The organism is Pseudomonas sp. GW822-FHT03F08 (assembly GCF_058801265.1).
Genome location: NZ_JBXANC010000005.1, coordinates 481,799 through 506,016, shown reverse-complemented (window position 1 = coordinate 506,016; position 24,218 = coordinate 481,799). Strand labels below are relative to the sequence as shown.

Genomic DNA, 24,218 nt, shown 5'->3' with positions numbered 1-24,218 from the left:
CCCCGGATAAATCCCTCCACTCAGCCTGCCGATGGGGCCGGCACGTCAAAAGCGGTACTCGAGCTAACGCTCGTCGTGTTGAGTGGTAAGGAAGTTGGACTATTCCTGAGTTTGGCCACCACCGCCCGCGGTAATCACCTGCACATTCATCCTCGGCGTCGCCAGGTCCAGCCCGGCCTCATCCAGATGCCGTTTCAGCGACAGGTTGAACGCCCGTGAAACTTCCCACTGTTTGATCGGTGCGGTCTTGAACCGGGCGCGCAATATCGCGTTGCCGGACTCGAAGCTTTCCACCCCTTGTATCTCCAGTGGCGACCAGATGTTGCGGCGCTGCAGCGGGTCGGTGCGCATTTTCTGGCCGACTTCGCGCATCAGTTTGATGGCTTCGTCGATGTTCATGTTGAACGGCACCGCCACGCGGAAGATCGCGTAGCCGAATTCCCGGGAGTAGTTCTTGATGCTTTTGATTTCGCTGAACGGGATGGTGTGGACGATGCCGTCGATGTCCCGCAGGCGTACGGTGCGGATGGTCAGGCCTTCGACGGTGCCGAGGTGGCCGCCGACATCGACGTAGTCGTCGATGGCCAGGGAGTCTTCGATGATGATGAACAGGCCGGTGATCAGGTCGGCTACCAGTGACTGGGCGCCGAAGCCGATCGCCAGGCCGATCACGCCGGCACCGGCCAGCAGTGGCGTGACGTTCATGCCCATGTTCGCCAGGGCGACGATCAGGGCGATGATGAAGATCGCCACGAACAGCACGTTGCGGATCAACGGCATCATGGTTTGTGCGCGGGCGTTGGCCAGGCCTTTGCGTGAGCGGGTGAGGGCGTGGTGGACGGCGGTGTCGCTGAGGATCCAGATCAGCCAGGCGAAGATCAACGTGCCGATCAGGCTGAACAGTTTGACGCTGACGTCGTGGCCTTCGCCTTCGGTGAAACCGATCAGTGACATGCCCCAGACCCGCAGGCCGAGTTCGATGAACGCCAGCCACACCAGCAAATGAGCGAGGGTGTAGAAGAAGCTTTTCAGGCGTTCGGAATAGAAGGCGTGGCGTTTCGGACCGCGTTGGGGTTTGAGGGCGTGGCGGCGGACGAGGCCGTTGATCACCATGCACAACACCAGCAGCACGGTGCAGATCAGTGACTGGCGCAAGGCGGTGCTGGTGTCGCCGGCGGAGACGAAGGTGGCGAACAGGGAAATTCCCACCAGCACCAGCGCCGGCACGTACCAGAAGGTGCCGAGAATTTCGATGGTGTCGCTGAGAGCGCGGCGGGTCAGGCGGCGGGACAGCGGCTGGTTGCGGATCAGGTGAGCGATCGGGCGGCGGAAGCGCAGGATGAACAGGCCGGTCGACAGGGCCGCTAGCACATTGGCGACGGTGGCGGCGGTGTGCGCCAGGTGCACGCCGAGGCCGGCCACCAGTCGCGGGTCGTTCAGTGCTTCGCCGAACGCGGCGAAGCTGCCGATCAGCCACAGAGGGCGAAAGGCCTGATGGCGCAGGATGTACAACGCGCGATGGCGGTGCGGGCCGTCGAGTACGGAGAAGGCAATCACGCAGATCGCCGAGAAACAGGTGCCGACCACCAGCGCGTAGGCCAGAACCATCGCCAGGCTTTTGCCCAGGGACGACGGCAGCGCGTAGCTCATGTAAACCGTGATGGCCAGGGCAATCATCCATGGCCCGAGCTTGCGCAGGGCGAAGCGCAGCATGTCGAGGGCCCGGGGGTTTTGCGGCAGCTCTTCGGTCAGGCCGAAGCGCATGCGCACCCGGTGGCCAAGCCAGATCAGTGCGGCGGCCAGCAGGCTCCAGACGGCGAGAATTACGGCGAAGGCGAAGATGATCGGCAGCCATTCGCTGGCCGGCAGCATCAGGTCAGACAGTTCGTCTTTGGCCAGATCGAATTCGGCGGACCAGCGATTGAGCGGGCTGTCGCTGCCGGTGAATTGTTTTTCAAAAGTGGCGAGGGTGCCGCCAATCAGGCCCAGCACGCCTTCTTCCGGGGTGGCCTGGGCTTTTTTCGTAGCGTCGCGCAGTTTTTTCAGATCGCTCAGCAACTGGGCGCGTTGCTTGTCGTTTTCCAGCGACTTGATGACTTCGTCGAGGGACTGGCCGAGGGGTTCCTGGGCTTCGGGTTGCGCCTTGTTCGATCCACTGAGCAGGCCGGGCAGGCTCACCGCTTGGGCAGGCGCCAACGGCAGCAGCGTCATCAGGCAGATGAGGAACAGGCAGGGCAGGGCAGAAAGACGAGCGAACACTAGGCGGTCAACCTCGCAAGGGGCGGATCGGGCGAGTGTACGAGCCCGTCAAAATCAATGCGAGCCGAGCGCGGATTTATTCGTTGAGTTTGGCGAGGATCTTGTAGACCACGGTGGCCAGGATCAACAGCATGCCGATCCACATGGCGAACACTCCGGCGTTCTTGTCGCGGAAGTTGAAGCCGATCGCCAGCAGAATCATTCCGCACAGTATCGGAATGAGCATGGCGTGGAACGCAGACATCGAGATCATGGCGACAGCCTTGTCGTAGGGGATGATTTAAGTCTAGGTGGAATTTTGCCGACCGGTGGTGATGTGTATCACAGTCACTGCGCAGTCGACGTGGCGAGGGAGCAAGCACCCTCGCCACAGAACCGGTTACGGCAATTCGCGGCTGGCGTAGAACGCGCTCAGCACTTTGACCAGGTGGGCCAGGTCATGGCTGCCGCACAGTTCGCGGATCGAGTGCATGGCGAACGTCGGCAGGCCGATGTCGACCGTGCGCACGCCCAGGTGGCTGGCGGTGATCGGGCCGATGGTCGAACCGCAACCCATGTCGCTGCGTACCACGAAGCTTTGCACCGGGACTTCTTCGGCCATGCACAGATGACGGAAGAACCCGGCGGTTTCACTGTTGGTGGCGTAGCGCTGGTTGCTGTTGACCTTGATCACCGGGCCGGCGTTGAGTTTCGGGCCGTGGTTGGCGTCGTGCTTCTCGGCGTAGTTCGGGTGCACGCCGTGGGCGTTGTCGGCCGAAACCAGCAGGGATTTCTGAATGGTGCGTACGAACTCATCACCCTCGGGCAACAGGCGACGCAGGGTCTGTTCCAGCATCGGGCCGTCGGCGCCGCACGCCGAGCATGAGCCGACTTCTTCGTGGTCGTTGCACACCAGCACGCAGGTTTCATCGGTGTCGGCGGTCAGCAGGGCTTGCAGGCCGGCGTAGCACGACAGCAAGTTGTCGAGGCGGGCGCCGGCGATGAAGTCACCGTTCAGGCCGATGACGGCGGCGCTTTGGGTGTCGTAGAAGCTCAGCTCGTAATCGAGCACCACGTCGGCATTGAGGCCGTGCTCGCGGGCCAGTTGATCGGTGAGGACTGCGCGGAAGTCCACACGCTCGTCACCGGCGAACTGCGCGAGAATTGGCGGCAGTTCGGTCTGGGCATTGATCGCCCAGCCCTGATTGGCTTCACGGTTGAGGTGGATGGCCAGGTTGGGAATGATCGCGATCGGTGCCTTGAAGTCGATCAGCTGGCTTTCGACCTTGCCGTCGCGGCGGAAGGTAACGCGGCCGGCCAGCGACAGATCACGGTCGAACCACGGTGCCAGTAGCGCGCCGCCGTAGACTTCGACGCCCAGCTGCCAGAAACCCTGGCGCTGCAATTCAGGTTGCGGCTTGACTCGCAGGCACGGGCTGTCGGTATGGGCGCCGACCAGGCGGATGCCGTCGTGCAGCGGAGAGTTGCGGCCCATCTTGATCGCGACGATCGAGGAGTCGTTACGGGTGACGTAGTAACGGCCATTGGCTTCGGTGTGCCAGGTCTCGCGCTCGTCGAGGCGCACATAACCGGCGGCCTCCAGGCGTTGAACAAGGCTGGCGGTGGCGTGAAACGGGGTAGGGGAGGCCTTGAGGAAGTCGATCAGGCCTTGGTTCAACTCTTCGCGCATAAGAAGCTCCAGACAGCAATGGGCGGGAGTTTAACGCATGCCGGTGCGCAGGCCACAATCGAAATCGAATGTAAAAGGAGATCCACTGCGGGGGCAGGCTCCCGCAGTGGACAGTGTGGGTCAGCGGGCGGCGGTCACGCGTTTTTTCAGGTAGTTCATGATGATTTTTTCATCTTCAGGCCGCTCCGGGCGCGGCAGTTGTTGCGGCCATCGGCTCTGGCTCAGGAGCTTTTTCTGACGGCTCTCGTCCCAACGAAGAATCTCCCGCGAGGCACATTCCCACCATTCATGGCGACAGGCGCTGTAGTACGGATGATCCGGCGCGGCGCTGCCGTACAACAGGTCACGGCCGACCTTGCGCATCGTGCCGCTCTGGTTGCGCAGCTTCCATTTGATTTTCAGGCGTTGCCAGGCGGACGGAAACGGCTTGACCCTCGGCACGTCCTTGCACAGATCCACCAGGCGCTGGCTGAACTTCTCGCCGTGCTGGGAGAAGAAGAACGCCTGCATCGCATGGAAGAAACGCTTTTCCGCGAAGTAGTGATAGATGTACTTGCGCGCCTCGACCACCGGCCGCTTGCGCAGGGCGAACGACAGAGCGATCTGTTCGATGGTATGGATCTCGAAACCGTCGGCCGTCCATTCGTCGATCAGACGGATCGACTCTTCGAACAATTTCCCGTCGCTGTCGGTTACGCCGCACAGCCCGCTGTTGTAGAGCTTGAAGCCGTTGTCCGGGGTTACGCCGTGGGCGCTGAGGTCGCGACCGAGCTTCAGGTAGTCGTCGCGCTCGAAGACGTCTTTCCAGTCGTATTCGAAACGATCCATCACTGATTGCCCGGGGGTGATGTGCTGGAACAGCCGATTCGGGTCACTGGTGAACAGGGTGTCGGTGTCGACGAACAAGGTTTTTTCGGCCAGTTGCAAGCCGGCGGCAATCGCGCAAGCCTTGCGTCGGTGGTGATAGCCGTTTTCGCCTTGCCAGCGGGTCAGGGTCGGCTCGTCGAGCAGCACGGTGTCGACCGGCCAGCCTTCGTAGTCCTGCGGCCGGTCGGTGAGAATCCTGATCGCCGGACGTTTGCCGGTCCTGGCCTGAGACAGGGCGGTCAGGATGCTGAACTTGGCTTCGCGCCGGTAAACATCCTGGTTGCCGTAAATCAGGTAGAGCAGTTGATGACGGGTCTTCTTGACGGGTGTTGCCAGGGAATCAGTACAACTCATCCGGAACAAAATCCTTTAAAACAGGCGGCTGCCGGTCAGGCAGTGCTTAAAACGGAGCCGGGCATTCGAAGCGCAAGCGCTCGCCGGACTGTGGGTGGGTAAAGCTGAGCATGCTCGCGTGCAGGCACAGGCGCGGCCAGGCGGCGAGGGCTTGCTCATGAGCATAGAGCCCGTCACCGAGCAGCGGGTGACCGATGGACAGCATGTGCACGCGCAACTGGTGCGAGCGGCCAGTGATCGGCGTCAGCTCGACGCGGCACCAGTCGCCGCAACGTTCCAGCACACGCCAGAAGGTCAGGGCGTGTTTGCCGAATTCGTGGTCGACCACGTGGCGTGGCTTGGTTGGCGGGTCATAGCGCAGGGGCAGGTCGATGCTGCCGCTGTCCAGTTCCGGCTGACCCCAGCACAGGGCGGTGTAGGCTTTTTCGGTTTCGCGGTCATGAAATTGGCGCGACAGTTCGCGGTGGGTGTCCGCGTCGCGAGCCAGCAGAATGATGCCGGAGGTTTCCCAGTCCAGACGATGGACGATACGCGCTTCCGGGTAGCCGTTTTCCTGCAGGCGAGTGATCAGGCAGTCCTTGTTGTCGTCGGCCCGGCCGGGCACCGAGAGCAACAGGGTCGGTTTGTTCACCACCAGAACGGCGGCGTCCTGATGGATGATGTGGATGTTGGACAGCGGCATTAAAACAGCCTCGTAACAAATGCCAACGGCGGCTCAGGGCCCCTCCGGTGTCGGAAGGGCCCTGAGCCGCCGTCGTTCCTGCCGGATCGACTCAGCGATCTGGCAGGGTGATGTTGAGTTCCAGAATCGAGCAACTGCCCTGGCTCTCCAATGCAACATGTACGTCGTCGTTGCCGATATTGACGTACTTGCGGATCACGTCCACCAGTTCCTTCTGCAAGGCTGGCAGGTAATCCGGCGTGCTGCGCTGGCCGCGCTCATGCGCCACGATGATCTGTAGACGCTCTTTCGCTACCGAGGCAGTGCTTGGCTTTTTGTTGGCACGAAAGAAGTCAAAAAGGTTCATTACCTACCTCCAAACAGGCGCTCGAAGAATCCCTTCTTCTCGACATCGAGGAACCGGTGTGCTTTGTCTTTGCCCAGCAGGCGGTCGACGGTGTCGCTGTAGGCCTGGCCGGCATCGCTCTGGTCGTCGAGGATGACCGGGACGCCCTGGTTGGAAGCCTTGAGCACCGCCTGGGATTCCGGGATCACGCCCAGCAGGGTCACCGAGAGGATTTCCTTGACGTCTTCGACGCCGAGCATTTCGCCCTTTTCAACGCGCTCCGGGTGGTAGCGGGTGATCAGCAGGTGTTCCTTGATCGGGTCTTCGCCACGTTCGGCGCGACGGGACTTGCTGGCCAGCAGGCCGAGCATGCGGTCCGAGTCACGTACCGAGGAGACTTCCGGGTTGGTCACGACGATCGCTTCGTCAGCGAAGTACATGGCCAGGTGGGCGCCTTTCTCGATGCCCGCCGGGGAGTCGCAGACCACGAACTCGAATTGTTCCTTGAGCTCCATCAGGACTTTTTCCACGCCTTCGACGGTCAGCGCGTCTTTGTCGCGGGTCTGGCTGGCGGCCAGTACATAGAGGTTTTCCAGGCGCTTGTCTTTGATCAGGGCCTGTTGCAGGTTGGCTTCGCCGTTCACGACGTTGACGAAGTCATACACCACGCGGCGCTCGCAACCCATGATCAGGTCAAGGTTACGCAAGCCCACGTCGAAGTCGACGATCACTGTTTTGTGGCCGCGCAGAGCGAGGCCGGTACCGATAGCGGCGCTGGTGGTGGTCTTACCCACACCACCCTTGCCGGATGTAACCACGAGAATCTTGGCCAAGGTGTTTCACCCCTAAGGAAGAAGGACTGTTCAGCCCCTGAAAAACATCTCTTGAAAACTACTGCAGTCGGACAGCCTTGGCTGGAATTTGGCTTTTGGCCTTTTTCCTACTTCGTTTGAGCCGTTTTCGCTACGTTTTAGAGATGCTTGGAAAATGCGGCAGTATCCGTTAAAGCCGAATGATGTTCAACACGTCGCCCGATAGGCTGACCTGTACACCCGAACCCCACATCGGATCGCGACGCAGGTCTTCGGAAACCTTGTAATGGCCTGCGATGGAGATCAGTTCAGCGCTCAATTGCTGACAGAAAATCCGCGCCTTGGTGTCGCCCTTGACCCCGGCCAGCGCACGACCGCGCATCGGGCCGTATACATGGATGTTGCCATCGGCGAGAAGTTCCGCCCCCGGACTGACCGAGGAAACCACCACCAGATCGCCACCCTGGGCATAGATCTGTTGGCCACCACGTACTGGCGTGGTGATGACGCGGGTCTGTTTGACGGTCGGCTCAGGCGGTTTTTCCGGCTTCTTCGGTGCGACGGGTTCAGCGGTTTCCAGCGGTCGCTCGCGGGCACCGGACGGCGGCAGCACCGGAATGTCGATGGCGATGGCGGCGGCGATGTCTTCGATGCGGCTGGCGCGGATCGCCAGGGTGCGCAGACCGTGCTGGCGGCACACGCGCATCAGGCCCGGCAGGTCGACGGCGCCTTCGCTCGGCGGCAACTTGTCCAGCGCCAGAACCAGCGGCGCGTTGCTGAAGAAATTCGGTGCCTGGGCGACTTTGGCGGCCAATTGCCGATCAAGGCTGTCCAGGTCGTTGCGGGACAGTTCCAGCACCGTAATGGCGAGCATGCTGCCCTTCAGCTGGAACACGGGATCTTGGTCTGGCGATTCGGTTTGGCTCATGTCGGCATACAACGGCTTGTCACTAAAAGTGCCGAGACTTATAACGAGAACGCCCGCCAGCCGCAAGCCGGGTCGAACGATGTAGAATGCGCGGCCACTGTATTTACGGAAGCTTTAATGGATCGCCCGCGTTTTCGAAAAGCATTTCTTGCTCCACGCTTCTGGCCGCTCTGGTGCGGCCTGGGGCTGTTGTGGCTGATCGTGCAACTGCCGTATCCGGCATTGCTGGCCATCGGTCGCTTTCTCGGTGCCTTGATGTATCGCTTCGCCGGCGACCGGCGGCGCATCGCCAAGCGCAATCTGGAACTGTGTTTCCCGGAAAAATCTGCTGCCGAGCGCAAACGCCTGCTCAAGGAAAACTTTGCCTCCACCGGCATCGCCTTCTTTGAAATGGCGATGAGCTGGTGGTGGTCGCGTCAGCGACTGGCGAAACTGGCCCACGTCGAAGGCCTGGAGCACCTGCAACAGGCCCAGCGCGAAGGCAAGGGCGTGATTCTGATGGCGGTGCATTTCACCACCCTGGAAATCGGCGCAGCGCTGCTCGGCCAGCAGCACACCATCGACGGCATGTACCGCGAGCACAAGAACCCGTTGTTCGACTTTATCCAGCGTCAGGGCCGCGAGCGGCACAATCTTGATTCGCTGGCAGTGGAGCGTGACGACGTGCGCGGGATGCTCAAGCTGCTGCGTTCCGGGCGCGCGATCTGGTACGCACCGGATCAGGATTACGGCGCCAAGCAAAGCATCTTCGTGCCGTTGTTCGGCATTCAGGCCGCGACGGTCACCGCCACCAGCAAGTTCGCCCGACTGGGCAAGGCACTGGTGGTGCCGTTCACTCAGGAGCGTCTGGCCGACGGCAGCGGCTATCGTCTGGTGATCCATCCGCCGCTGGAAGGTTTCCCGGGCGAGACCGAAGAAGCCGACTGCATCCGCATCAACCAGTGGGTAGAAGGCGTGTTGCGCGATTGCCCCGAGCAATACCTGTGGGCGCATCGTCGCTTCAAGAGCCGTCCGCCGGGCGAGCCGAAGCTGTACGCCAAACGTCGTTGATCCACCCAATCCCATAAGCACCACGGAGCGTTGCGATGAGCCCAGCTGAACCGGTCACAGGTTTGATTCTTTCCGGCGGCGGGGCTCGGGCGGCGTATCAGGTGGGGGTGCTGGCGGCGATTGCCGAACTGCTGCCGCTGGGCGCGGACAATCCGTTTCCGGTGATCGTCGGCACCTCGGCCGGGGCGATCAACGCGGTCAGCCTCGCCAGCGGCGCCACGGACTTTCGCGCCGCCATCGAACGCCTGACCCTGTTCTGGCAAGGCTTTCGCAGCCATCGCGTGTTGCGCAGCGACTGGCCAGGGGTGATCCGCCAGGCCAGCCGTTTCGTCAGCCACAGCCTGTTGGGCATGGGCCGGCAATTGCCGGTGGCGCTGCTCAACAGCTCGCCGTTGCGCCATCTGCTCAATGAAAAACTGCACATGCCCGGCATCGCCGAATCCATCGCCCGCAAGCAGTTGCATGCGGTGGCGGTGACTGCATTCGGCTACGAGTCGGGGCAAGCGGTGACCTTCTATCAGGGCGGCGGTAGCATCGATGCCTGGCTGCGCCATCGACGCATTGGCGTACCGACGCAATTGACCGTGGAGCACCTGCTCGCGAGTTCAGCAATTCCGCTGTTGTTCGCGCCGGTGAAAATCGGCGAGGAATTTTTCGGCGATGGCGCGGTGCGGCAGTCGGCACCGATCAGTCCGGCCTTGCACCTGGGGGCGAGCCGGGTGCTGGTGGTGGGCGTCAGCGGCAACCCGCGCGGGTTCGACCCGGCACAACCGCTGGAGCGCACTTATACCGGTCAACAGCCGACACTGGCGCAGATCGGCGGGCACATGCTCAACAGTACGTTCATTGACAGCCTGGAAAGCGATATCGAGCTGCTTCAGCGTCTGAACCAGTTCAGCCATCTGATGCCCGACGGAACGCCAACGCGTGCCTTGGGTGTGGCGCCAGTGGAAGTGCTGGTGATCTCGCCGAGTCAGCCGATCGATGAAATCGCGGCGCGGCATCGTCAGGAACTGCCGGCGGCGTTGCGGCTGTTTTTACGTGGTCCGGGGGCGACCAAAACGAGCGGGGCAGGGGTGTTGAGTTACTTGTTGTTCGAGGCGGGGTATTGCAGTGAACTGATCGACCTGGGGCGGCGCGATGCACTGGCCAAGCGCGATGAACTGTGCCGGTTTCTCGGGATTGGCGAGGCGGTGATCCCGGCCTGAAACAGATGGCGCCCTGGCGGGCGCCATCCGCAGCACTATCAGAAGTGGAACTTCACCAGGAAGCTGGTCACGTTCTGATTGGTGGTGAAGGCACGGGTGTCATCGATCCCGTACTTGTCTTTCCAGTAGTCGTATTCAACACCGACGTACAACTGCTTCTCGCCGAAATTCAGCGCCTTGCCCAGGTCGTATTTGACCTGTGGGTTGAAGTGCAGGTTGGCGTGGTATTCGCCTTTGCTGTTGACATCGTTGTCGACCACCCAGTCCATGTAGCCGTCGATCAGCACGTTCGAATTGCCGACCGGAATGGTGTAGGACCAGACTGGGGTGATCTGCCAGACGTTGTCACCCGGACGCGAGCCTTCGGTGTGACGCTGGTAGAAGTTCAGCTGGAAGTAATCGAAGCCCGGAATCGCCAGGTCGAAGCCCGGGCCGATCAGGTAGGACTCGACGTCACCCTCACCGAACTCGTAAGTCATCGCCAGCAGCACGTCTTTGATCGGGCCGAATTCGATCTTCTGGTCGAGGATCTTGCCGAGCGACAGGCGTGGGCTGAATTCACCGTAATAGGTGTTGTTGCCGACGCCGCCGTCTGGCTTGCCGTTGTAGAAGATCTTGTCGATGAACAGGAAGTTGTCCCCATACTTCCATGCATCGGCGTGCTCGAAGGTGACCGTCTGCTGGATGGCCGGGTTGACCTTGAAATCCTTGCCGTAAAGGTAGGTCAGGCTGTTGTTCTGCCATTGCAGCAGACCGTCGGCCATGGCCTGACCCCCGGCCAGCATGGTTCCCGCAAGCATCAGGCTGGTGCTCATACGTTTCATTCGGTTGCTCCCAAAGTAGGTGTTCCACGTTTATTTTTTTGAGTCGGCGCTCTGGTGTGGCGCCTTTTTTCGTTGCTGCAAAAATCATCCATCCGGTCAGCTTTCATGCTGTTAGCAAGAGCTGAGCCAAGGCTTTTCGAAAAGCAAAAAAACGCCCGTCGGCTGCTGAAAAACAGTCGACTGAGCGTGTTTTCGGGACGCCTCGGTACTGACCGGGGCCGGGATAAGTTGGCCCGTTGGTCAGGAATTAAATCCGGGCTTTTTTTTAGACCGAATTCAGAAGGCCGCGGAGAATACTGACTCAACGGCCAGGTCTCAAGTGCCCCGCAACAGAGCACCGACGACAGGTAGGGGGCACGGTTGCGGGTCATCTTAGAAGTGCACCTTCACCAGCAGGCTGGCGGTGTTCTGATTGGTGTCGAGGTTGTGGCTGCTTTCGACCCCGTATTTGTTCTTCCAGTAGCTGTACTCGGTGCCGACATACAACTGCTTCTGGCTCCAGCCGAGGGCTTTGCCCAGGTCGTATTTGATCTGCGGATTGATGTGCAGGTTGGCGTGATAGGTGCCGCGCGAGTTTTCGTCGTTGTCGACGACCCAGTCGAGGTAGCCATCGATCAGCACATCGGAATTGCCCACTGGAATGCTGTAGGACCAGCCCGGGGTGATCTGCCAGACGCCATCACCGGGGCGCGGGCCTTCGGTCTGGCGGCGGAAGATGTTCAGGGTGACGTAGTTGAAGCCCGGTACTTTCAGGTCGAAACCCGGGCCGATCAGATAGGCCTCGCTCTCGCCTTCGCCATACTCGTAGGTCATCGCCAGCAGCACGTCCTTGATCGGCCCGAACTCGAGCTTGCGGTCGAAGATCTTGCCGAACGAGAAGCGCGGGGTGAATTCGCCGTAGAAGGTGTGCGGGCCTTTGTTGCGGTCTTCCTGGCCGTTGTAGAAGATCTTGTCGACGAACAGGAAGTTGTCGCCGTACTTCCACTTGTCGGCGTGCTCGAACGTCACCGTCTGCTGGATCGACGGGTTGATCGCGAAGTTCTTGCCGTACAGATAGCTCAGGCTGTTGGTCTGCCACAGCAATAAATCGCCGGCCATGGCCTGTGATGCGGCCAGCAGGCCGCCGCTCAACAACACGTTGGTTTGAGTCCGGATCATCTGTTGCTCCCTCTTGTTTTTATTGTTTGAGGCAAAGCTGTCGCGAGGGGGCTGGCGTTGGCGAGCCCCTCTTTTACTCTTCGGATCAGTGCGGGTGTGCGTGACAGTCGTTGATGGCCGCGCGTTCGGCGCCGCCCAGGATGTTGAACAACAGGTTCAGCGTCAGCGCGCTGAGGGTGGCCATGGCGATCCCGCTGTGGGTAATCGGGCTCATCCACAATGGCAAGTGGGCGAAGAATTCCGGGCGCACCACCGGGATCAGGCCCATGCCGATGCTTACCGCTACCAGCAACTGATTGCGCCGGTCGCCGATGTCGGCCTCTTGCAGGATCTTGATACCGGTAGCTGCCACCATGCCGAACATCGCAATCGCTGCGCCACCGAGTACCGCCGGTGGAATCGACGCCACCAGGAACGCGGCTTTCGGCAGAAGGCTGAGGACGATCAGCAAGCCGCCAGCGACGATGGTCACCGAGCGGCAGCGCACGCCGGTCATCTGCACCAGGCCGATGTTCTGCGCGAAGGAGGAGTGGGTGAAGGTGTTGAAGAAACCGGCAACGAACGATGCGCCGGCATCACACAGCAAGCCGCGACGCAGCATGCGTGGGCAGACTTCCTGGCCGGTGATCTTGCCCAGCGCCAGGAACATCCCGGTGGACTCGACGAAGATGATCACCACTACCAGACACATCGACAGGATCGGTGCCAGTTCGAACTTCGGCATGCCGAAATGCAGCGGGGTGACGAACTGAACCCACGGCGCATTGGCCATGCCGCTCAGATCGACCATGCCGATGGCGCCGCAGAGCACGTAGCCCAGGCACATGCCGATCAGCACGGAAATGTTGACCCAGAAACCGCGCATGAAGCGGTGGATCAACAGAATGGTGGCCAGCACCAAGGCGGCAATGGCCAGATAAATCGGTGAACCGAATTGTGCGGCGCCAGCGCCGCCACCGGCCCAGTTCACGGCCACGGGGAACAACGATAAACCGATCGAGGTGATGACCGTGCCGGTCACGAGAGGAGGGAAGAAGCGCACGACCTTGGACATGAACGGCGCGATGATCATGCCGAAGAACCCGGCGGCGATGGTAGCGCCGAAGATCCCCTGCAGACCGATGCCGGGCATGCCGGCCATGGCGACCATGCTGCCGACAGCGGCGAAACTGGCCCCCATCATCACCGGCATGCGAATGCCCATCGGGCCGATCCCTAAGGATTGCACGATGGTGGCGATACCGGCGACCAGCAGGTCAGCGTTGATCAGGAAGGCGATTTCTTCACGACTCAGGCCAGCGGCCTGTCCGATGATCAGCGGTACCGCGATGGCGCCGCCGTACATCAGCAGAACATGTTGCAAACCGACCAGGATCAGTTGCAAAAGGGGCAAACGCTGAATGGCGGGTGCGTCGGGGATGCGCGCTTTGGACAGCTCGGACATGCAACACCTCGGATCTTTTTTATTCTTGTGATTGAACAGCTGCCGGGTTGCTCACAGCTGTCCTTTTGCATCAGGTAAACCGCGTTGCGGCTAATCGCAGGCAAGCCAGCTCCCACAGGATTGTGTGAATCCCTGTGTGAGCGGGCTTGCCCGCGATGCTTTTATTGCTTAGTTGGTCTGGGCTCCCTGCGCGATCCATGCACCGATCAGGTCACGTTCCTGCTGGGTCATCTGCGTGATGTTGCCCAGTGGCATGATCTGCGTGGTGATGGCTTGCGCCTGGATCCGCGCCGCGTTCTGGCGGATCTGCTCGGGGGTGTCGAACATCACACCGGCCGGTGCCGCGCTGAACAGCGGGCTGGTCGGTTTGGCCGAATGGCAGACCGCGCAGCGTTCCTGGATCACGTTGTGCACCTTGTCGAACGCAGGGCCGGCGTTGGACGCCTGAGCCGGAGCGGCGGCCGGCGCAGCAGGTGCGGCCGGTTGTGCCGCTTCAGCCGGTTTCGCGCCACCACCCAGGGCCGTTTCCGGCAGCGGCTGGTACTCGATTTTCGCAGGTGCCTTGGCCACTTCCGGCGCGGTCGGCATCGGCGCAGGGCCGGTGACGTAAGCCAGGGTGATCATGCCTACCGCTGCCACTGGCAGAGTCCAGGCAAACTTGTGGCTGTCGTGACGGGTATTGAAGTAGTGACGTACCAACACCGCCAACACTGCGATCCCGGCCAGGATCAACCAGTTGTACTGGCTGCCGTAAGTGCTCGGGAAGTGGTTGCTGATCATGATGAACAGCACCGGCAGGGTGAAGTAGTTGTTGTGACGCGAACGCAGCAGGCCTTTGGCCGGCAGGGCCGGATCCGGCGTGCGGTTCTCGGCGATCGCAGCCACCAGTGCGCGTTGCGCCGGCATGATGATGCGGAACACGTTGCCGACCATGATGGTGCCGATGATCGCGCCGACGTGCAGGTACGCACCACGACCGCTGAACACCTTGCTGAAGCCATACGCCGCGCCGATGATCAGCACGAACAGGATGAAGCCGAGCAGGGCGGGTTTCTTGCCGAGTGGCGAATCGCAGAGGAAGTCGTAGATGAACCAGCCGGCGATCAGCGAACCGATGCCGATGGCCACGCCTTCAGGGCCGGTCAGGCCGCTGCCGGGTGCCACGAGGTAGAGCACGGGGTTGGAGTAGAACACCACGCACAGCAGCGCGATCCCCGACATCCAGGTGAAGTAGGCTTCCCATTTGAACCAGTGCAGGTTCTCCGGCATCGACGGAGGGGCCAGTTTGTATTTTTCCAGGTGATAGATACCGCCGCCGTGGATCGCCCACAGATCACCGGCAAGACCGGTTTTCGGGTTGACGCGGTTGAGGTTGTTCTCCAGCCAGACGAAGTAGAACGACGCGCCGATCCAGGCCACGCCAGTGATCATGTGAACCCAGCGCACGCTCAGGTTCAGCCATTCCAACAGATGTGCTTCCACAGTCTTTACCTCTCGCCCGTCACTCTTGTTGTCGAGTGATCGGACCTTCTCTTATTGGTGGGGGGCGAGGATCAAACGCTCATCCTCTTTGAAAAAATGCTCATCGCAGTTATTGCCTGTGCCACTGCGATCAACCACCAGGAAGTCATCCCGCTTTTCGATCGTCAGCACCGGGTGGTGCCAGACGCCGCGATGGTAATTGATGCCCTGCCTGCCGTTGGTGACGAAGGCGCGGACCAAGCCTGATACAGGTTCATCGCCAAGTGGCGCGACCACGATCAGAAAGGGGTTGCCGAGCAGCGGAATGAAAGCCTGGCTGCCCAGCGGATGGCGTTCCAGCATGCTGACGGTCAGCGGCATGTCCTGCGCGTCGGCGCGGAAGATGCTGATGATCGCGTTGTCCTCAGGCGTCGCGGTTTCGACCGTCGCCAGTTTGTGGAAGCGCATGGTCGAACCGTTGTTGATCATGAAGTGATCGCTGCCGTCGGTTTCGATCACGTCACCGAAAGGGGCGAAGGCTTCTTTGGTCAGCGGTTCAATCGTCAGTGTGCGCATGCTGTTCTTCTTATCCGAATTCTGTGTTGTTGGTTCTGTTGCTATCGCTGGCAGGCCAGCTCCCACATGTGGAATACATTCCCTGTGGGAGCCAGTCTGCTGGCGATCGGGTTCAGCGCTTATTTAGCGACTTTGCCCAGTACGCGCAGGCGGCTCACACCACCATCCGGGAACACGTTCAGACGGATGTGGGTGATCGGGCCCAGTGCCTTGATCTGCTCGACGAAAGTGTGTTCGGCGTGCATTTCCAGCTTCTGGCTCGGCAGCAGTTCGCGCCAGAACAGCGACTGGGTTTCGATCTGGCTGTCGGTGCCGCCCTTGACGAACGCGCCCTGGATCGAGCAGGTGTCCGGGTAGTTGCCCTTGAAGTGCAGGGTGTCGACGATGATTTTCTCGATCTCGCCCGGGTGGCCCAGCGCGACGATTACCCAGTCATTGCCTGGCGTGCGACGACGTGCGGTTTCCCAGCCGTCGCCCATGTTGATGCCACGGCCCGGGTTGAGGATGTTGCTCATGCGGCCGAAGTGTTCGTCGGAGCAGGCGAGGGCGCGGCCACCGTTGAGGGCTGCTGCCAGGTCCACTTGCTCGTTGTCGCCAACCGCCGACCAGTCGCGGAACGGAATGCCGTACACGCGCAGACGGGCAACACCGCCGTCCGGGTAGATGTTGAAGCGCAGGTGGCTGAACGCCTTGTCGTTGCTGATTTCGTGGTAGTGGTGGCTGTTGCCCTGCAGCTCGACGGCCGACAGCACTTCAGTCCACTGGGTGTTTTCGTCCGGCTCGCCCGAGGCCAGGAAGCACGCTTCCAGAGAGGCCGATGGCGGGAAGTTGCCGGTGAAGAATGAAGTGTCGATGTCCACGCCTTTGATCGAACCCGGAACGCCCAGGCGGATCACCGCGCTGTCGTAGCCTTCGAAGCGCTTGCGGCGGGATTCCCAGCCGTCCATCCACTTGCCGTTGTCATCGAACACGCCCTCCTTCCACACGGCCGGGGTCGGCTGAAACAGACGATTGGCGTCTGCGAACCAGTCATCGGTGACCGAGATGATTTTGGTGCCCAGGCGGGCATCGGCCAGGTTGACGAACTTCTCGAAAGGTACGGCGTAAGCTTTCATTCTTCTTGTCTGCCTTTAAATAAGTGGCTTGGGATGCTTGCGAGGCCCTGGGCGTTCTCCGCGTCTGACACGCTCGGGCCATGCTCGCTAAAGAGTCAGTAAACGGAACAGGGCAATCTTGTTGATCTCCGCCAGCGCGCATTTGAACTCGGTGTCGACCGGGTTGTGAATGCGCGTTTCGAACGCCGCGAGGATCTGATGCCGGTTGCTGCCTTTTACCGCCATGATGAAGGGAAACTTGAACTTGGCCTTGTAGGCGTCGTTCAGCTCGGTGAAGCGAGAAAACTCTTCGGCCGTGCATTGGTGAATACCGGCGCCAGCCTGTTCATTGGTGCTGGCTTCGGTCAACTCGCCCTGGACGGCAGCTTTGCCGGCCAGGTCCGGGTGAGCGTTGATCAGTGCCAGCTGACTGGCGTGATCGGCGCTCAACAGGATGTCGCTCATGCGCTGGTGCAGGGTTTCGATCTGGTCGATCGGCGCGTCCTGGCCCAGGTCGAAGGCCTTTTCGGCCACCCATGGCGAATGTTCGTAGATGTCGGCGAAGGCTTTGACGAAGGCGTCGCGGCTCAGAGTCGACGGTTTCAGGCTTTGAAAGGTGCTCATTTGGCAGCCCCTTGGTACGGGTGGGTTTCGTGCCAGTGACGCGCGATGTCGACGCGGCGGCTGAACCACACCTGTTCATGACTTTTGGCGTATTCGATAAAGCGCTTGAGCGAAGCCAGACGCGCCGGACGGCCCACCAGGCGGCAGTGCAGGCCGATCGACAGCATCTTCGGTGCTTCGGCGCCTTCGGCGTACAGCACATCGAACGCGTCTTTGAGGTATTCGAAGAAATCGTCGCCCTTGTTGAAACCCTGGACCTGGGTGAAGCGCATGTCGTTGGTGTCCAGGGTGTACGGGATCACCAGGTGCGGCTTGCCGGTCGGGTTGTTCGGTTCCCAGTAGGGCAGGTCGTCGTCGTAGGTGTCGCAGTCGTAGAGGAAACCGCCTTCTTCCATCACCAGACGACGGGTGTTCGGGCCGGTGCGACCGGTGTACCAGCCCAGCGGGCGCTCGCCGGTGAGTTCGGTGAGGATGCGGATCGCTTCGAGCATGTGCTCGCGTTCCTGTGCCTCGTCCATGTACTGGTAGTCGATCCAGCGGTAGCCGTGGCTGCAGATCTCGTGGCCGGCCTCGACCATCGCGCGGATCACGTCCGGGTGGCGCTGGGCGGCCATGGCCACGGCGAAGATGGTCAGCGGAATGTCGAATTCCTTGAACAGTTTCAGGATCCGCCAGACGCCGGCACGGCTGCCATACTCGTAAAGCGATTCCATGCTCATGTTGCGCGCGCCTTGCAGAGGCTGGGCCGCGACCATTTCCGAGAGGAAGGCTTCCGATTCTTTGTCGCCGTGCAGAATGTTGCGCTCGCCGCCTTCTTCGTAATTGAGTACGAACGACAGGGCGATCCGGGCATTGCCCGGCCAGTGTGGGTGAGGAGGGTTACTGCCGTAACCGATCAGGTCGCGTGGGTAGTCAGCGCTCACTGCAGTCTTCCTTCTTATTCGTTGACAGGTTGTGTAACGGCCTGCACAGGCTGGCGTCACAGCGATGGGCTGATTGTATACAACTTTATTCTCAATTTGTAAGCCTGAATTTTCGCATTTTTCACCGGCTGTCATCTTTTACTGCTAATGGCGTGAGCCTGCAAGAAACCTGCCTGACCAGTCAGCTAATGGACTGGGGGTTCAATGAATGCATGGTGCAAGGGCATATCACCGGGAAATCGGAGGATGGCGGGGGTAAGAGGAAAAATGTCGTTTTTATTGTGTACAATTTTTTTGAAAAGTGTCTTAATCAATCGCTCGCCGCAGCTTTTCGTGCTCCGAAACGGTGCGGTCTCCTTTTCAACTGACTTCGGGAGGCGCGAAGTCTGACTGCTCCACGCAGGCAGGCGCGCAGAATCAATGGGACGTTTGACAACACACGTTTTGGACGCTGCACACGGTTGCCCGGGCAGCTCGATCAAGGTCGAGCTGTACCGCGTTGAAGGTTCGCACCTGGAATTGGTCGCCAGTGCGCTTACCAACAGCGATGGCCGGGTCGATGCGCCGCTGCTGCAAGGCGATGACTACCGTACCGGTGTCTATCAGGTTCAGTTCCACGCCGGCGATTACTACCGCGCCCGTGGCGTCCAGTTGCCGGAGCCGGCATTTCTGGACGTGGTGGTGCTGCGGTTCGGCATTTCCGCCGAACAGGATCATTACCACGTACCGTTGCTGATCTCGCCTTACAGCTATTCCACCTACCGGGGCAGCTGACCCCCAAGCAGCTGCCCCCACCGGGAAGCGACTGCGCATATAGCTTCTTTGGTCTTTCGCCCGCTCACACTGCGGGCTTTTTTTCGTCCCTCGTTTAGTCGGTTGCAATCACAGCCGTGCATGTCCGTCGCGCACGATAAACACCGTGTCTGTGCATCCGGTCCGATCAGCACCGTTCCGCCCTCGACAAGATCGACATAGGCATGGCGGCCCGCTGAACGAATGCCGTTCAGCAGGTCGGGAGGCGGCAGTCGGTTGACCAGCCCAGGTGCGAGAAAATAACTGCCGATCGGTCTTTGTACGGTGCTGTCCCGGATGTGCGTCTCGGCGGGGAGGTCGTAGATTTCGATCATCTCCCGGCGGGTCACAGGTGGCGCAGGCAACTGCCAGACCGGGTGGGTCAAGGTCGGATCGATCAAGGTGTCGGGCATCAGGCGCGGTGGTGTTGGAGTGTCCGGCGTGGTGTCCCGTACGACAGGCGTGGTATCCGGCGTATCTGTTTTCGGTCGGGTGGGGCGTTTGGGGCTCATTGATTGTTTGGCTCTGTCAGGCAATCGATTATCTGGAGGGCACCGCCTCCGTGCGCCAGATGAGGCGCACGATGCACAGAAATGATCGTCAAGCCGGGGTTTTGACGGGTGGTACATATGTATAGCGAAGACAGATGGACCCGATCGGGCAATCGTTCATCAGAAGAGGCGGGGGGGTAGCGAAGCGTTTGCCGCCCTCGCATGGCGATTCGAGGGCGGCAGTCAGTTGCAAATCTGGGCAGTCAGGACGCGATATTTCAGTGACCGCTCAGCAACGATGCCGCACCTGCGCCGCCAAACAGACCGGCGCTGATCCGGTTGAACCAGCTCTGACCCTTGCCGCTGCGCAGGTAGCGCGCCGCACCATGGGCACCGAGGCCGTAGGTCAACTTGCACAGCAGATCGAGCACCGTCCAGGTGGCGATCATCACCAGCAGTTGTGGGAGGAACGGTTGTTGCGCACTGAGGAATTGCGGCAGAAACGCGGCAAAGAACAAGATGTCTTTCGGATTGCTCGCGCCCAGCACGAAGGCCCGGCTGAACAATGCGCGGAATTTCGGAACCGGTGCCGCTTGCGGAACCTCGGCGCCGGTCGATGGCTGACGTGATTGCTGCCAGCTCTGCCAGGCGAGGTAGAACAGGTAGATCGCGCCGATGATTTTCAGGGCGCTGAACAGTTTTTCGGACGCCAGCAGCAGGGCACCCAGCCCCAGCGCCGAGGCACTGAGCAGGCAGATCGAGGCGAATACGCCACCGAGAAATGCCGGGTATGAACGGCGCAAACCGTAATTCAGACTGTTGCTGATCATCAGCAATGACAGCGGCCCCGGAATCAGGATCACCACCAGCGCAGCGCCGCTGAACAGCAGCCAGGTTTCCAGACTCATCACTTTCTCCTTTTTATCGTTATCAAGAATGTGCAAAAGCCCCACCCGCAAGGGTGAGGCTGTTTTGACGCTCGAACCGCGTGACGCTTACAAGAAGATGAACTTGGCGATGAAGATCGCGCAGAGCACCCACAGGCTGACGGAGATCTCTTTGTATTTACCGGTGCCGGCCTTCAGCGCGACATAGGTAATGAAGCCCAGCGCGATACCGTCGGCGACCGAGAAGGTCAACGGCATCATGATCGCGGTGACGATGGCCGGAATACTGTCGGTCGCTTCGTCCCATTCGATGTGCGCCATGCCACCCATCATCAGCATCGCTACATAAATCAGCGCGCCAGCGGTGGCGTAGGCGGGAATCATGCCGGCCAGCGGTGCAAAGAACATCGCGGCTATAAATAGCACACCGACGGTGACTGCGGTAAGACCAGTCCGACCACCAGCCGCTACACCGGCGGCACTTTCCACATAGCTGGTGACCGGCGGAACGCCGACGACTGCACCGAATACGCTGGAGGCGGAGTCGGCTTTCATGGCGCGGGAGAGGTTTTCGATGCGGCCGTCAGCGCCTACCAGATTGGCGCGCTGGGCAACCCCCATCAGGGTGCCGGCGGTGTCGAACATGTGCACGAAAAGGAAGGCGAGCACGACGCTGATCATGCTGACGTTGAACACGCCGGCGACGTTCATGGCCATGAACGTCGGCGCCAGGCTTGGCGGGGCGGACATGATGCCCTCGTAGTGCACCAGACCGATGCCCCAGCCAGCCAGGGTCACGGTGATGATGCTGATGAGGATCGCGCCGAACACTTTGTGGTAGCTGAGGATCGCGATCATCAGGAAGCAGATGGCGGCGAGCAGCGGGCCGGGTTCACGCAGCGAGCCAAGCTTGATCAGCGTGGCCGGGCTGTCGACGACAATGCCGGCGGTCTTCAGGCCGATCAGCCCGAGAAACAGACCCACACCGGCACCCATCGCAAAGCGCAGGCTGACCGGAATGCTGTTGAGCAGCCATTCGCGAATCCGCGAAAAGGTCAGGATCATGAACAGCACACCCGAGACGAACACCGCACCCAGCGCGGTTTCCCAGTTGTAGCCCATGGTGCCGACCACGGTGTAGGTGAAGAATGCGTTGAGGCCCATGCCCGGCGCCAGGCCCACCGGCCAGTTGGCGTACAGACCCATCAGCAGGCAGCCCAGCGCGGCGGCGATGCAGGTGGCGACGAAAGCCGCACCGTGATCGATCCCGGCATCGGCCATGATGTTCGGGTTGACGAAAATGATGTAGGCCATGGTGATGAAGGTTGTCAGACCGGCGATCAGCTCGGTCTTCACCGTGGTGCCATGCAAGCTGAGTTTAAAGAGGCGCTCAAGCAGGCCATTGCGTAACGGCGGCGAGAGTTCCAGCGTCGATGCTTCGGATTTGCGGCTTTCCACAGCGAGTACTCCTCAAGAGTTTTATTGTTATTTCCAGGGCCGGACCCTATGAGGGGGTGGCAGCGGCCCTTTGAGGCATACGCGAATTTGTTGACCATGCGGTCAGGAACTCGCACGCTGTGGATTATGCTTTTGTATACAAATAAAGCAAATAATGTTTTTGGTTTTGTCGACGAAAGTTTTGAGGATCGGGCTATATCACTCGGCCGCGCGGTTTTTTCCCAACGCCAGATTCACCGCCAGCCAGCCGTTGACCGCCGTTTCGCCCGCTTCGGCAAACACCCGCTCCAGCAATTTCACCTGCTCGCGGCGCAATGCCTGTTCAAATCTCGCGCCTTCGACGGTCAACGTCAGAAGCCGTTTCCGTTTGTCTTCTTCGGACGCCACGCTGTCCACCAGGTGCATTTCCTGCAATTGCCGCAACGGCATGTTCAACGCCTGTTTGCTCACACCGAGTAGCGCGAGCAACTCCTTGACGCTCAGGTTCGGGTAGCGGGCGATGAAAAACACGATGCGCTGATGCACGCGGGACAGGCCGCGACGCTCAAGCATTTCGTCAGCCTTGGCGGTGAACGCCTGGTAACCGAAGAAGAACGCTTCCATGGCTTGCTGTTGGCTGGCGCAGTTTTTAAGGTCAATCATATTGACGTTTCCGCTGAGGTTGTCGTAATTTCAGTCAACAAGTTTGACTCATTTTTCTCATGCCTCGCTAGCGGTGACTTCCATGGCTTTTTCCGAACGTGTCTCGCGTCTCAAAAGTTCTCTGATCCGTGAAATCCTGGCCGCAGCTCAGCGCCCGGAAGTCATGTCCTTCGCGGGCGGTTTGCCTGCTGAAGCGATGCTGCCGAAGGTCGAATGGGCCGACATGCCGCTGTCTCTCGGCCAGTACGGCATGAGCGAAGGCGAGCCCGCGTTGCGTGAAGCGCTGGCGGCAGAGGCGAGGGCGCTGGGGTTGCCGTGTGAGGCGAGTCAGGTGCTGGTGGTCAGCGGTTCCCAGCAAACCCTCGATCTGGCGGCCAAGCTGTACATCGACAAGGGCACCGAAATCCTGCTCGAAGCGCCGACCTATCTGGCGGCCTTGCAGATCTTCCAGCTGTTCGGCGCCGATTGCCTGACCGTGCCGCTGGAGGCCGATGGACCAAATCTGGCACAACTGCGCCAGCGCCTGGAGCAGCATCGCCCAGCGTTCATCTATTTGATTCCGACCTTCCAGAACCCGTCCGCCGTACGCTACAGCGAAGCCAAGCGCGAAGCAGTCGCAGCACTGCTCGACGAATTCGACGTGACCCTGATCGAAGACGAGCCTTACCGCGAACTGACTTTCGACGGTGGCAGCGCCAGGCCAATTGCCGGACGCCTGAAGAAATCCAGCTGGATCTACACCGGCACTGTGTCGAAAACCCTGTTGCCGGGTCTGCGCGTCGGCTACCTGATCGCCAGCCCCGATCTGTTTCCGCACCTGCTCAAACTCAAACAATCGGCGGATCTGCACACCAACCGCATCGGTCAGTGGCAGGCGTTGCAGTGGATCGGCAGCGAGAAATATCAACAGCACTTGAGTGAATTGCGCGGCTTCTACCGTCAGCGTCGCGATGCTTTTCAATCAGCGCTGGAAACTCACTTCGCCGATCTGGCTGACTGGAATACACCCCAGGGCGGGCTGTTTTTCTGGCTGACGCTGAAGCAACCACTGGACACACGTACCTTGCTGAACACCGCGCTGGCCAACGATGTGGCGTTCATGCCGGGCGAGCCGTTTTTCCCCGACCCGGATCGCAACCACGGTCATCTGCGCCTGAACTTCAGTCACATCGACCCCGCCCGGCTGGACGAAGGCCTCAAACGTCTGGCAGCGGTGGTGCGCCAGGCGCAGGCCGCACAGGCGGCATAAAAAAACCGGCCATCAGGCCGGTTTTTTTATTCAGACGGCGGCGAACCGCTTGTTCAGGTATTCGATGATCGTGTTGGACTCATACATCCAGGTGGTCTGGCCATTCTCTTCGATGCGCAGGCACGGCACCTTGATCTTGCCACCCTGTTCCAGCAGGGTCTGGCGATCCTGCTCGTTGTTTTTCGCATCCTTCAGGGCCACCGGCACATTCAGGCGACGCAGGCTGCGGCGGGTCTTCACGCAGAACGGGCAGGCGTGGAACTGATACAGGGTCAGGTCTTTCGCGGCGGTATCCACCTGAGCCTGGGCAGCGGCGGGGCGCTGTTTCTTGCCCGGGCGGGTCAGGAAATCAACGAAGATGATCAGTTGGCCGAGGCCGACACGAAGCGCTTTGACGAACACGTTACAAGCCTCACAGGGACATTGAAGAAGGCGCGCAGC

The 24,218-nt window shown here is 60.5% G+C and carries 25 protein-coding genes; 4 read left to right on the top strand and 21 right to left on the bottom strand.

Annotation, left to right across the window (positions count from 1 at the left end; all coding sequences use genetic code 11):
• Positions 1-99: 99 nt before the first annotated feature.
• The 8 genes from AC1RME_RS15750 to minC form a co-directional block, all read right to left on the bottom strand.
• A complete protein-coding gene (locus AC1RME_RS15750; protein WP_096822928.1) occupies positions 100-2,259 on the bottom strand; it encodes a mechanosensitive ion channel family protein in 2,160 nt (719 codons plus the stop codon).
• Between the two features lie 76 nt (positions 2,260-2,335).
• Positions 2,336-2,512 (bottom strand): hypothetical protein, encoded by a 177-nt coding sequence (locus AC1RME_RS15745; protein ID WP_173861399.1) that lies wholly within the window; start codon positions 2,510-2,512, stop codon positions 2,336-2,338.
• Between the two features lie 126 nt (positions 2,513-2,638).
• Positions 2,639-3,928, bottom strand: coding sequence for a M18 family aminopeptidase (locus tag AC1RME_RS15740; RefSeq protein ID WP_096822929.1), 1,290 nt, complete (start codon positions 3,926-3,928; stop codon positions 2,639-2,641).
• A gap of 120 nt (positions 3,929-4,048) precedes the next feature.
• Positions 4,049-5,149 (bottom strand): hypothetical protein, encoded by a 1,101-nt coding sequence (locus AC1RME_RS15735; protein ID WP_096822930.1) that lies wholly within the window; start codon positions 5,147-5,149, stop codon positions 4,049-4,051.
• Positions 5,150-5,195: 46 nt separating this feature from the next.
• Positions 5,196-5,831: an RluA family pseudouridine synthase gene (locus AC1RME_RS15730; RefSeq protein WP_085732336.1), complete on the bottom strand. Its 636-nt coding sequence runs from the start codon at positions 5,829-5,831 to the stop codon at positions 5,196-5,198.
• Between the two features lie 91 nt (positions 5,832-5,922).
• Positions 5,923-6,177 carry a cell division topological specificity factor MinE gene (gene minE, locus AC1RME_RS15725; RefSeq protein WP_003223146.1) on the bottom strand — a complete coding sequence of 85 codons (255 nt, stop codon included), beginning with the start codon at positions 6,175-6,177 and terminating at the stop codon, positions 5,923-5,925.
• Complete coding sequence (gene minD, locus AC1RME_RS15720; RefSeq protein ID WP_096822931.1) at positions 6,177-6,989, bottom strand: septum site-determining protein MinD; 813 nt, start codon at positions 6,987-6,989, stop codon at positions 6,177-6,179. Before minD ends, minE begins: the two co-directional genes overlap by 1 nt.
• 169 nt (positions 6,990-7,158) lie before the next feature.
• A complete protein-coding gene (gene minC / locus AC1RME_RS15715) occupies positions 7,159-7,896 on the bottom strand; it encodes a septum site-determining protein MinC (protein ID WP_096822970.1) in 738 nt (245 codons plus the stop codon).
• A gap of 117 nt (positions 7,897-8,013) precedes the next feature.
• Between minC and AC1RME_RS15710 the strand changes: the two genes are divergently transcribed.
• A complete protein-coding gene (locus AC1RME_RS15710; protein ID WP_096822932.1) occupies positions 8,014-8,946 on the top strand; it encodes a lipid A biosynthesis lauroyl acyltransferase in 933 nt (310 codons plus the stop codon).
• A 35-nt stretch (positions 8,947-8,981) separates the two neighbouring features.
• Positions 8,982-10,154: a patatin-like phospholipase family protein gene (locus tag AC1RME_RS15705; RefSeq protein ID WP_096822933.1), complete on the top strand. Its 1,173-nt coding sequence runs from the start codon at positions 8,982-8,984 to the stop codon at positions 10,152-10,154.
• 38 nt (positions 10,155-10,192) lie between these two features.
• Here AC1RME_RS15705 and AC1RME_RS15700 read toward each other — a convergent pair whose 3' ends face one another.
• The 8 genes from AC1RME_RS15700 to puuE all read right to left on the bottom strand — a co-directional run bounded on the left by AC1RME_RS15700 (position 10,193) and on the right by puuE (position 18,258).
• A complete protein-coding gene (locus AC1RME_RS15700) occupies positions 10,193-10,978 on the bottom strand; it encodes an outer membrane protein OmpK (RefSeq protein ID WP_096822934.1) in 786 nt (261 codons plus the stop codon).
• 372 nt (positions 10,979-11,350) lie between these two features.
• The gene (locus AC1RME_RS15695) at positions 11,351-12,136 is read right to left on the bottom strand and encodes an outer membrane protein OmpK (RefSeq protein WP_096822935.1); all 786 of its coding nucleotides are present in this window, start codon (positions 12,134-12,136) and stop codon (positions 11,351-11,353) included.
• Positions 12,137-12,221: 85 nt separating this feature from the next.
• Positions 12,222-13,580 carry a nucleobase:cation symporter-2 family protein gene (locus tag AC1RME_RS15690; protein WP_085608811.1) on the bottom strand — a complete coding sequence of 453 codons (1,359 nt, stop codon included), beginning with the start codon at positions 13,578-13,580 and terminating at the stop codon, positions 12,222-12,224.
• Between the two features lie 168 nt (positions 13,581-13,748).
• On the bottom strand, positions 13,749-15,062 hold the full coding sequence (locus AC1RME_RS15685) for a urate hydroxylase PuuD (protein WP_134825964.1): 1,314 nt from the start codon (positions 15,060-15,062) through the stop codon (positions 13,749-13,751).
• 51 nt (positions 15,063-15,113) lie between these two features.
• The gene (locus AC1RME_RS15680) at positions 15,114-15,617 is read right to left on the bottom strand and encodes an ureidoglycolate lyase (RefSeq protein WP_007960046.1); all 504 of its coding nucleotides are present in this window, start codon (positions 15,615-15,617) and stop codon (positions 15,114-15,116) included.
• Between the two features lie 119 nt (positions 15,618-15,736).
• Positions 15,737-16,732, bottom strand: a complete 996-nt coding sequence (gene alc, locus AC1RME_RS15675) for an allantoicase (RefSeq protein WP_007960036.1) — start codon at positions 16,730-16,732, stop codon at positions 15,737-15,739.
• An 87-nt stretch (positions 16,733-16,819) separates the two neighbouring features.
• On the bottom strand, positions 16,820-17,335 hold the full coding sequence (gene uraD / locus AC1RME_RS15670; RefSeq protein ID WP_493091547.1) for a 2-oxo-4-hydroxy-4-carboxy-5-ureidoimidazoline decarboxylase: 516 nt from the start codon (positions 17,333-17,335) through the stop codon (positions 16,820-16,822).
• On the bottom strand, positions 17,332-18,258 hold the full coding sequence (gene puuE / locus AC1RME_RS15665; protein ID WP_007960032.1) for an allantoinase PuuE: 927 nt from the start codon (positions 18,256-18,258) through the stop codon (positions 17,332-17,334). Before puuE ends, uraD begins: the two co-directional genes overlap by 4 nt.
• Positions 18,259-18,678: 420 nt before the next feature.
• Here puuE and uraH point away from each other — a divergent pair, with 420 nt between their 5' ends.
• Entirely contained in the window at positions 18,679-19,032 is a 354-nt protein-coding gene (gene uraH, locus AC1RME_RS15660) for a hydroxyisourate hydrolase (protein ID WP_011333195.1), read from the top strand.
• Here the strand turns inward: uraH and AC1RME_RS15655 are convergent.
• From AC1RME_RS15655 to AC1RME_RS15640, 4 genes are all read right to left on the bottom strand, one after another.
• Entirely contained in the window at positions 19,017-19,562 is a 546-nt protein-coding gene (locus tag AC1RME_RS15655) for a hypothetical protein (protein WP_493091546.1), read from the bottom strand. The two genes, uraH and AC1RME_RS15655, sit on opposite strands and share 16 nt — an antisense overlap.
• Before the next feature lie 257 nt (positions 19,563-19,819).
• On the bottom strand, positions 19,820-20,449 hold the full coding sequence (locus tag AC1RME_RS15650) for a LysE family translocator (protein ID WP_096822940.1): 630 nt from the start codon (positions 20,447-20,449) through the stop codon (positions 19,820-19,822).
• A gap of 87 nt (positions 20,450-20,536) precedes the next feature.
• A complete protein-coding gene (locus AC1RME_RS15645) occupies positions 20,537-21,886 on the bottom strand; it encodes an NCS2 family permease (RefSeq protein ID WP_085710637.1) in 1,350 nt (449 codons plus the stop codon).
• A 198-nt stretch (positions 21,887-22,084) separates the two neighbouring features.
• A complete protein-coding gene (locus AC1RME_RS15640) occupies positions 22,085-22,528 on the bottom strand; it encodes a MarR family winged helix-turn-helix transcriptional regulator (protein ID WP_493091545.1) in 444 nt (147 codons plus the stop codon).
• An 82-nt stretch (positions 22,529-22,610) separates the two neighbouring features.
• On the opposite strand from AC1RME_RS15640, the gene AC1RME_RS15635 reads away from it, so the two are divergent.
• Positions 22,611-23,777 (top strand): aminotransferase-like domain-containing protein, encoded by a 1,167-nt coding sequence (locus AC1RME_RS15635; protein ID WP_493091544.1) that lies wholly within the window; start codon positions 22,611-22,613, stop codon positions 23,775-23,777.
• 30 nt (positions 23,778-23,807) lie between these two features.
• Here the strand turns inward: AC1RME_RS15635 and AC1RME_RS15630 are convergent, their stop codons facing one another.
• Positions 23,808-24,179: a glutathione S-transferase N-terminal domain-containing protein gene (locus AC1RME_RS15630; RefSeq protein WP_096822943.1), complete on the bottom strand. Its 372-nt coding sequence runs from the start codon at positions 24,177-24,179 to the stop codon at positions 23,808-23,810.
• Positions 24,180-24,218: the final 39 nt, after the last annotated feature.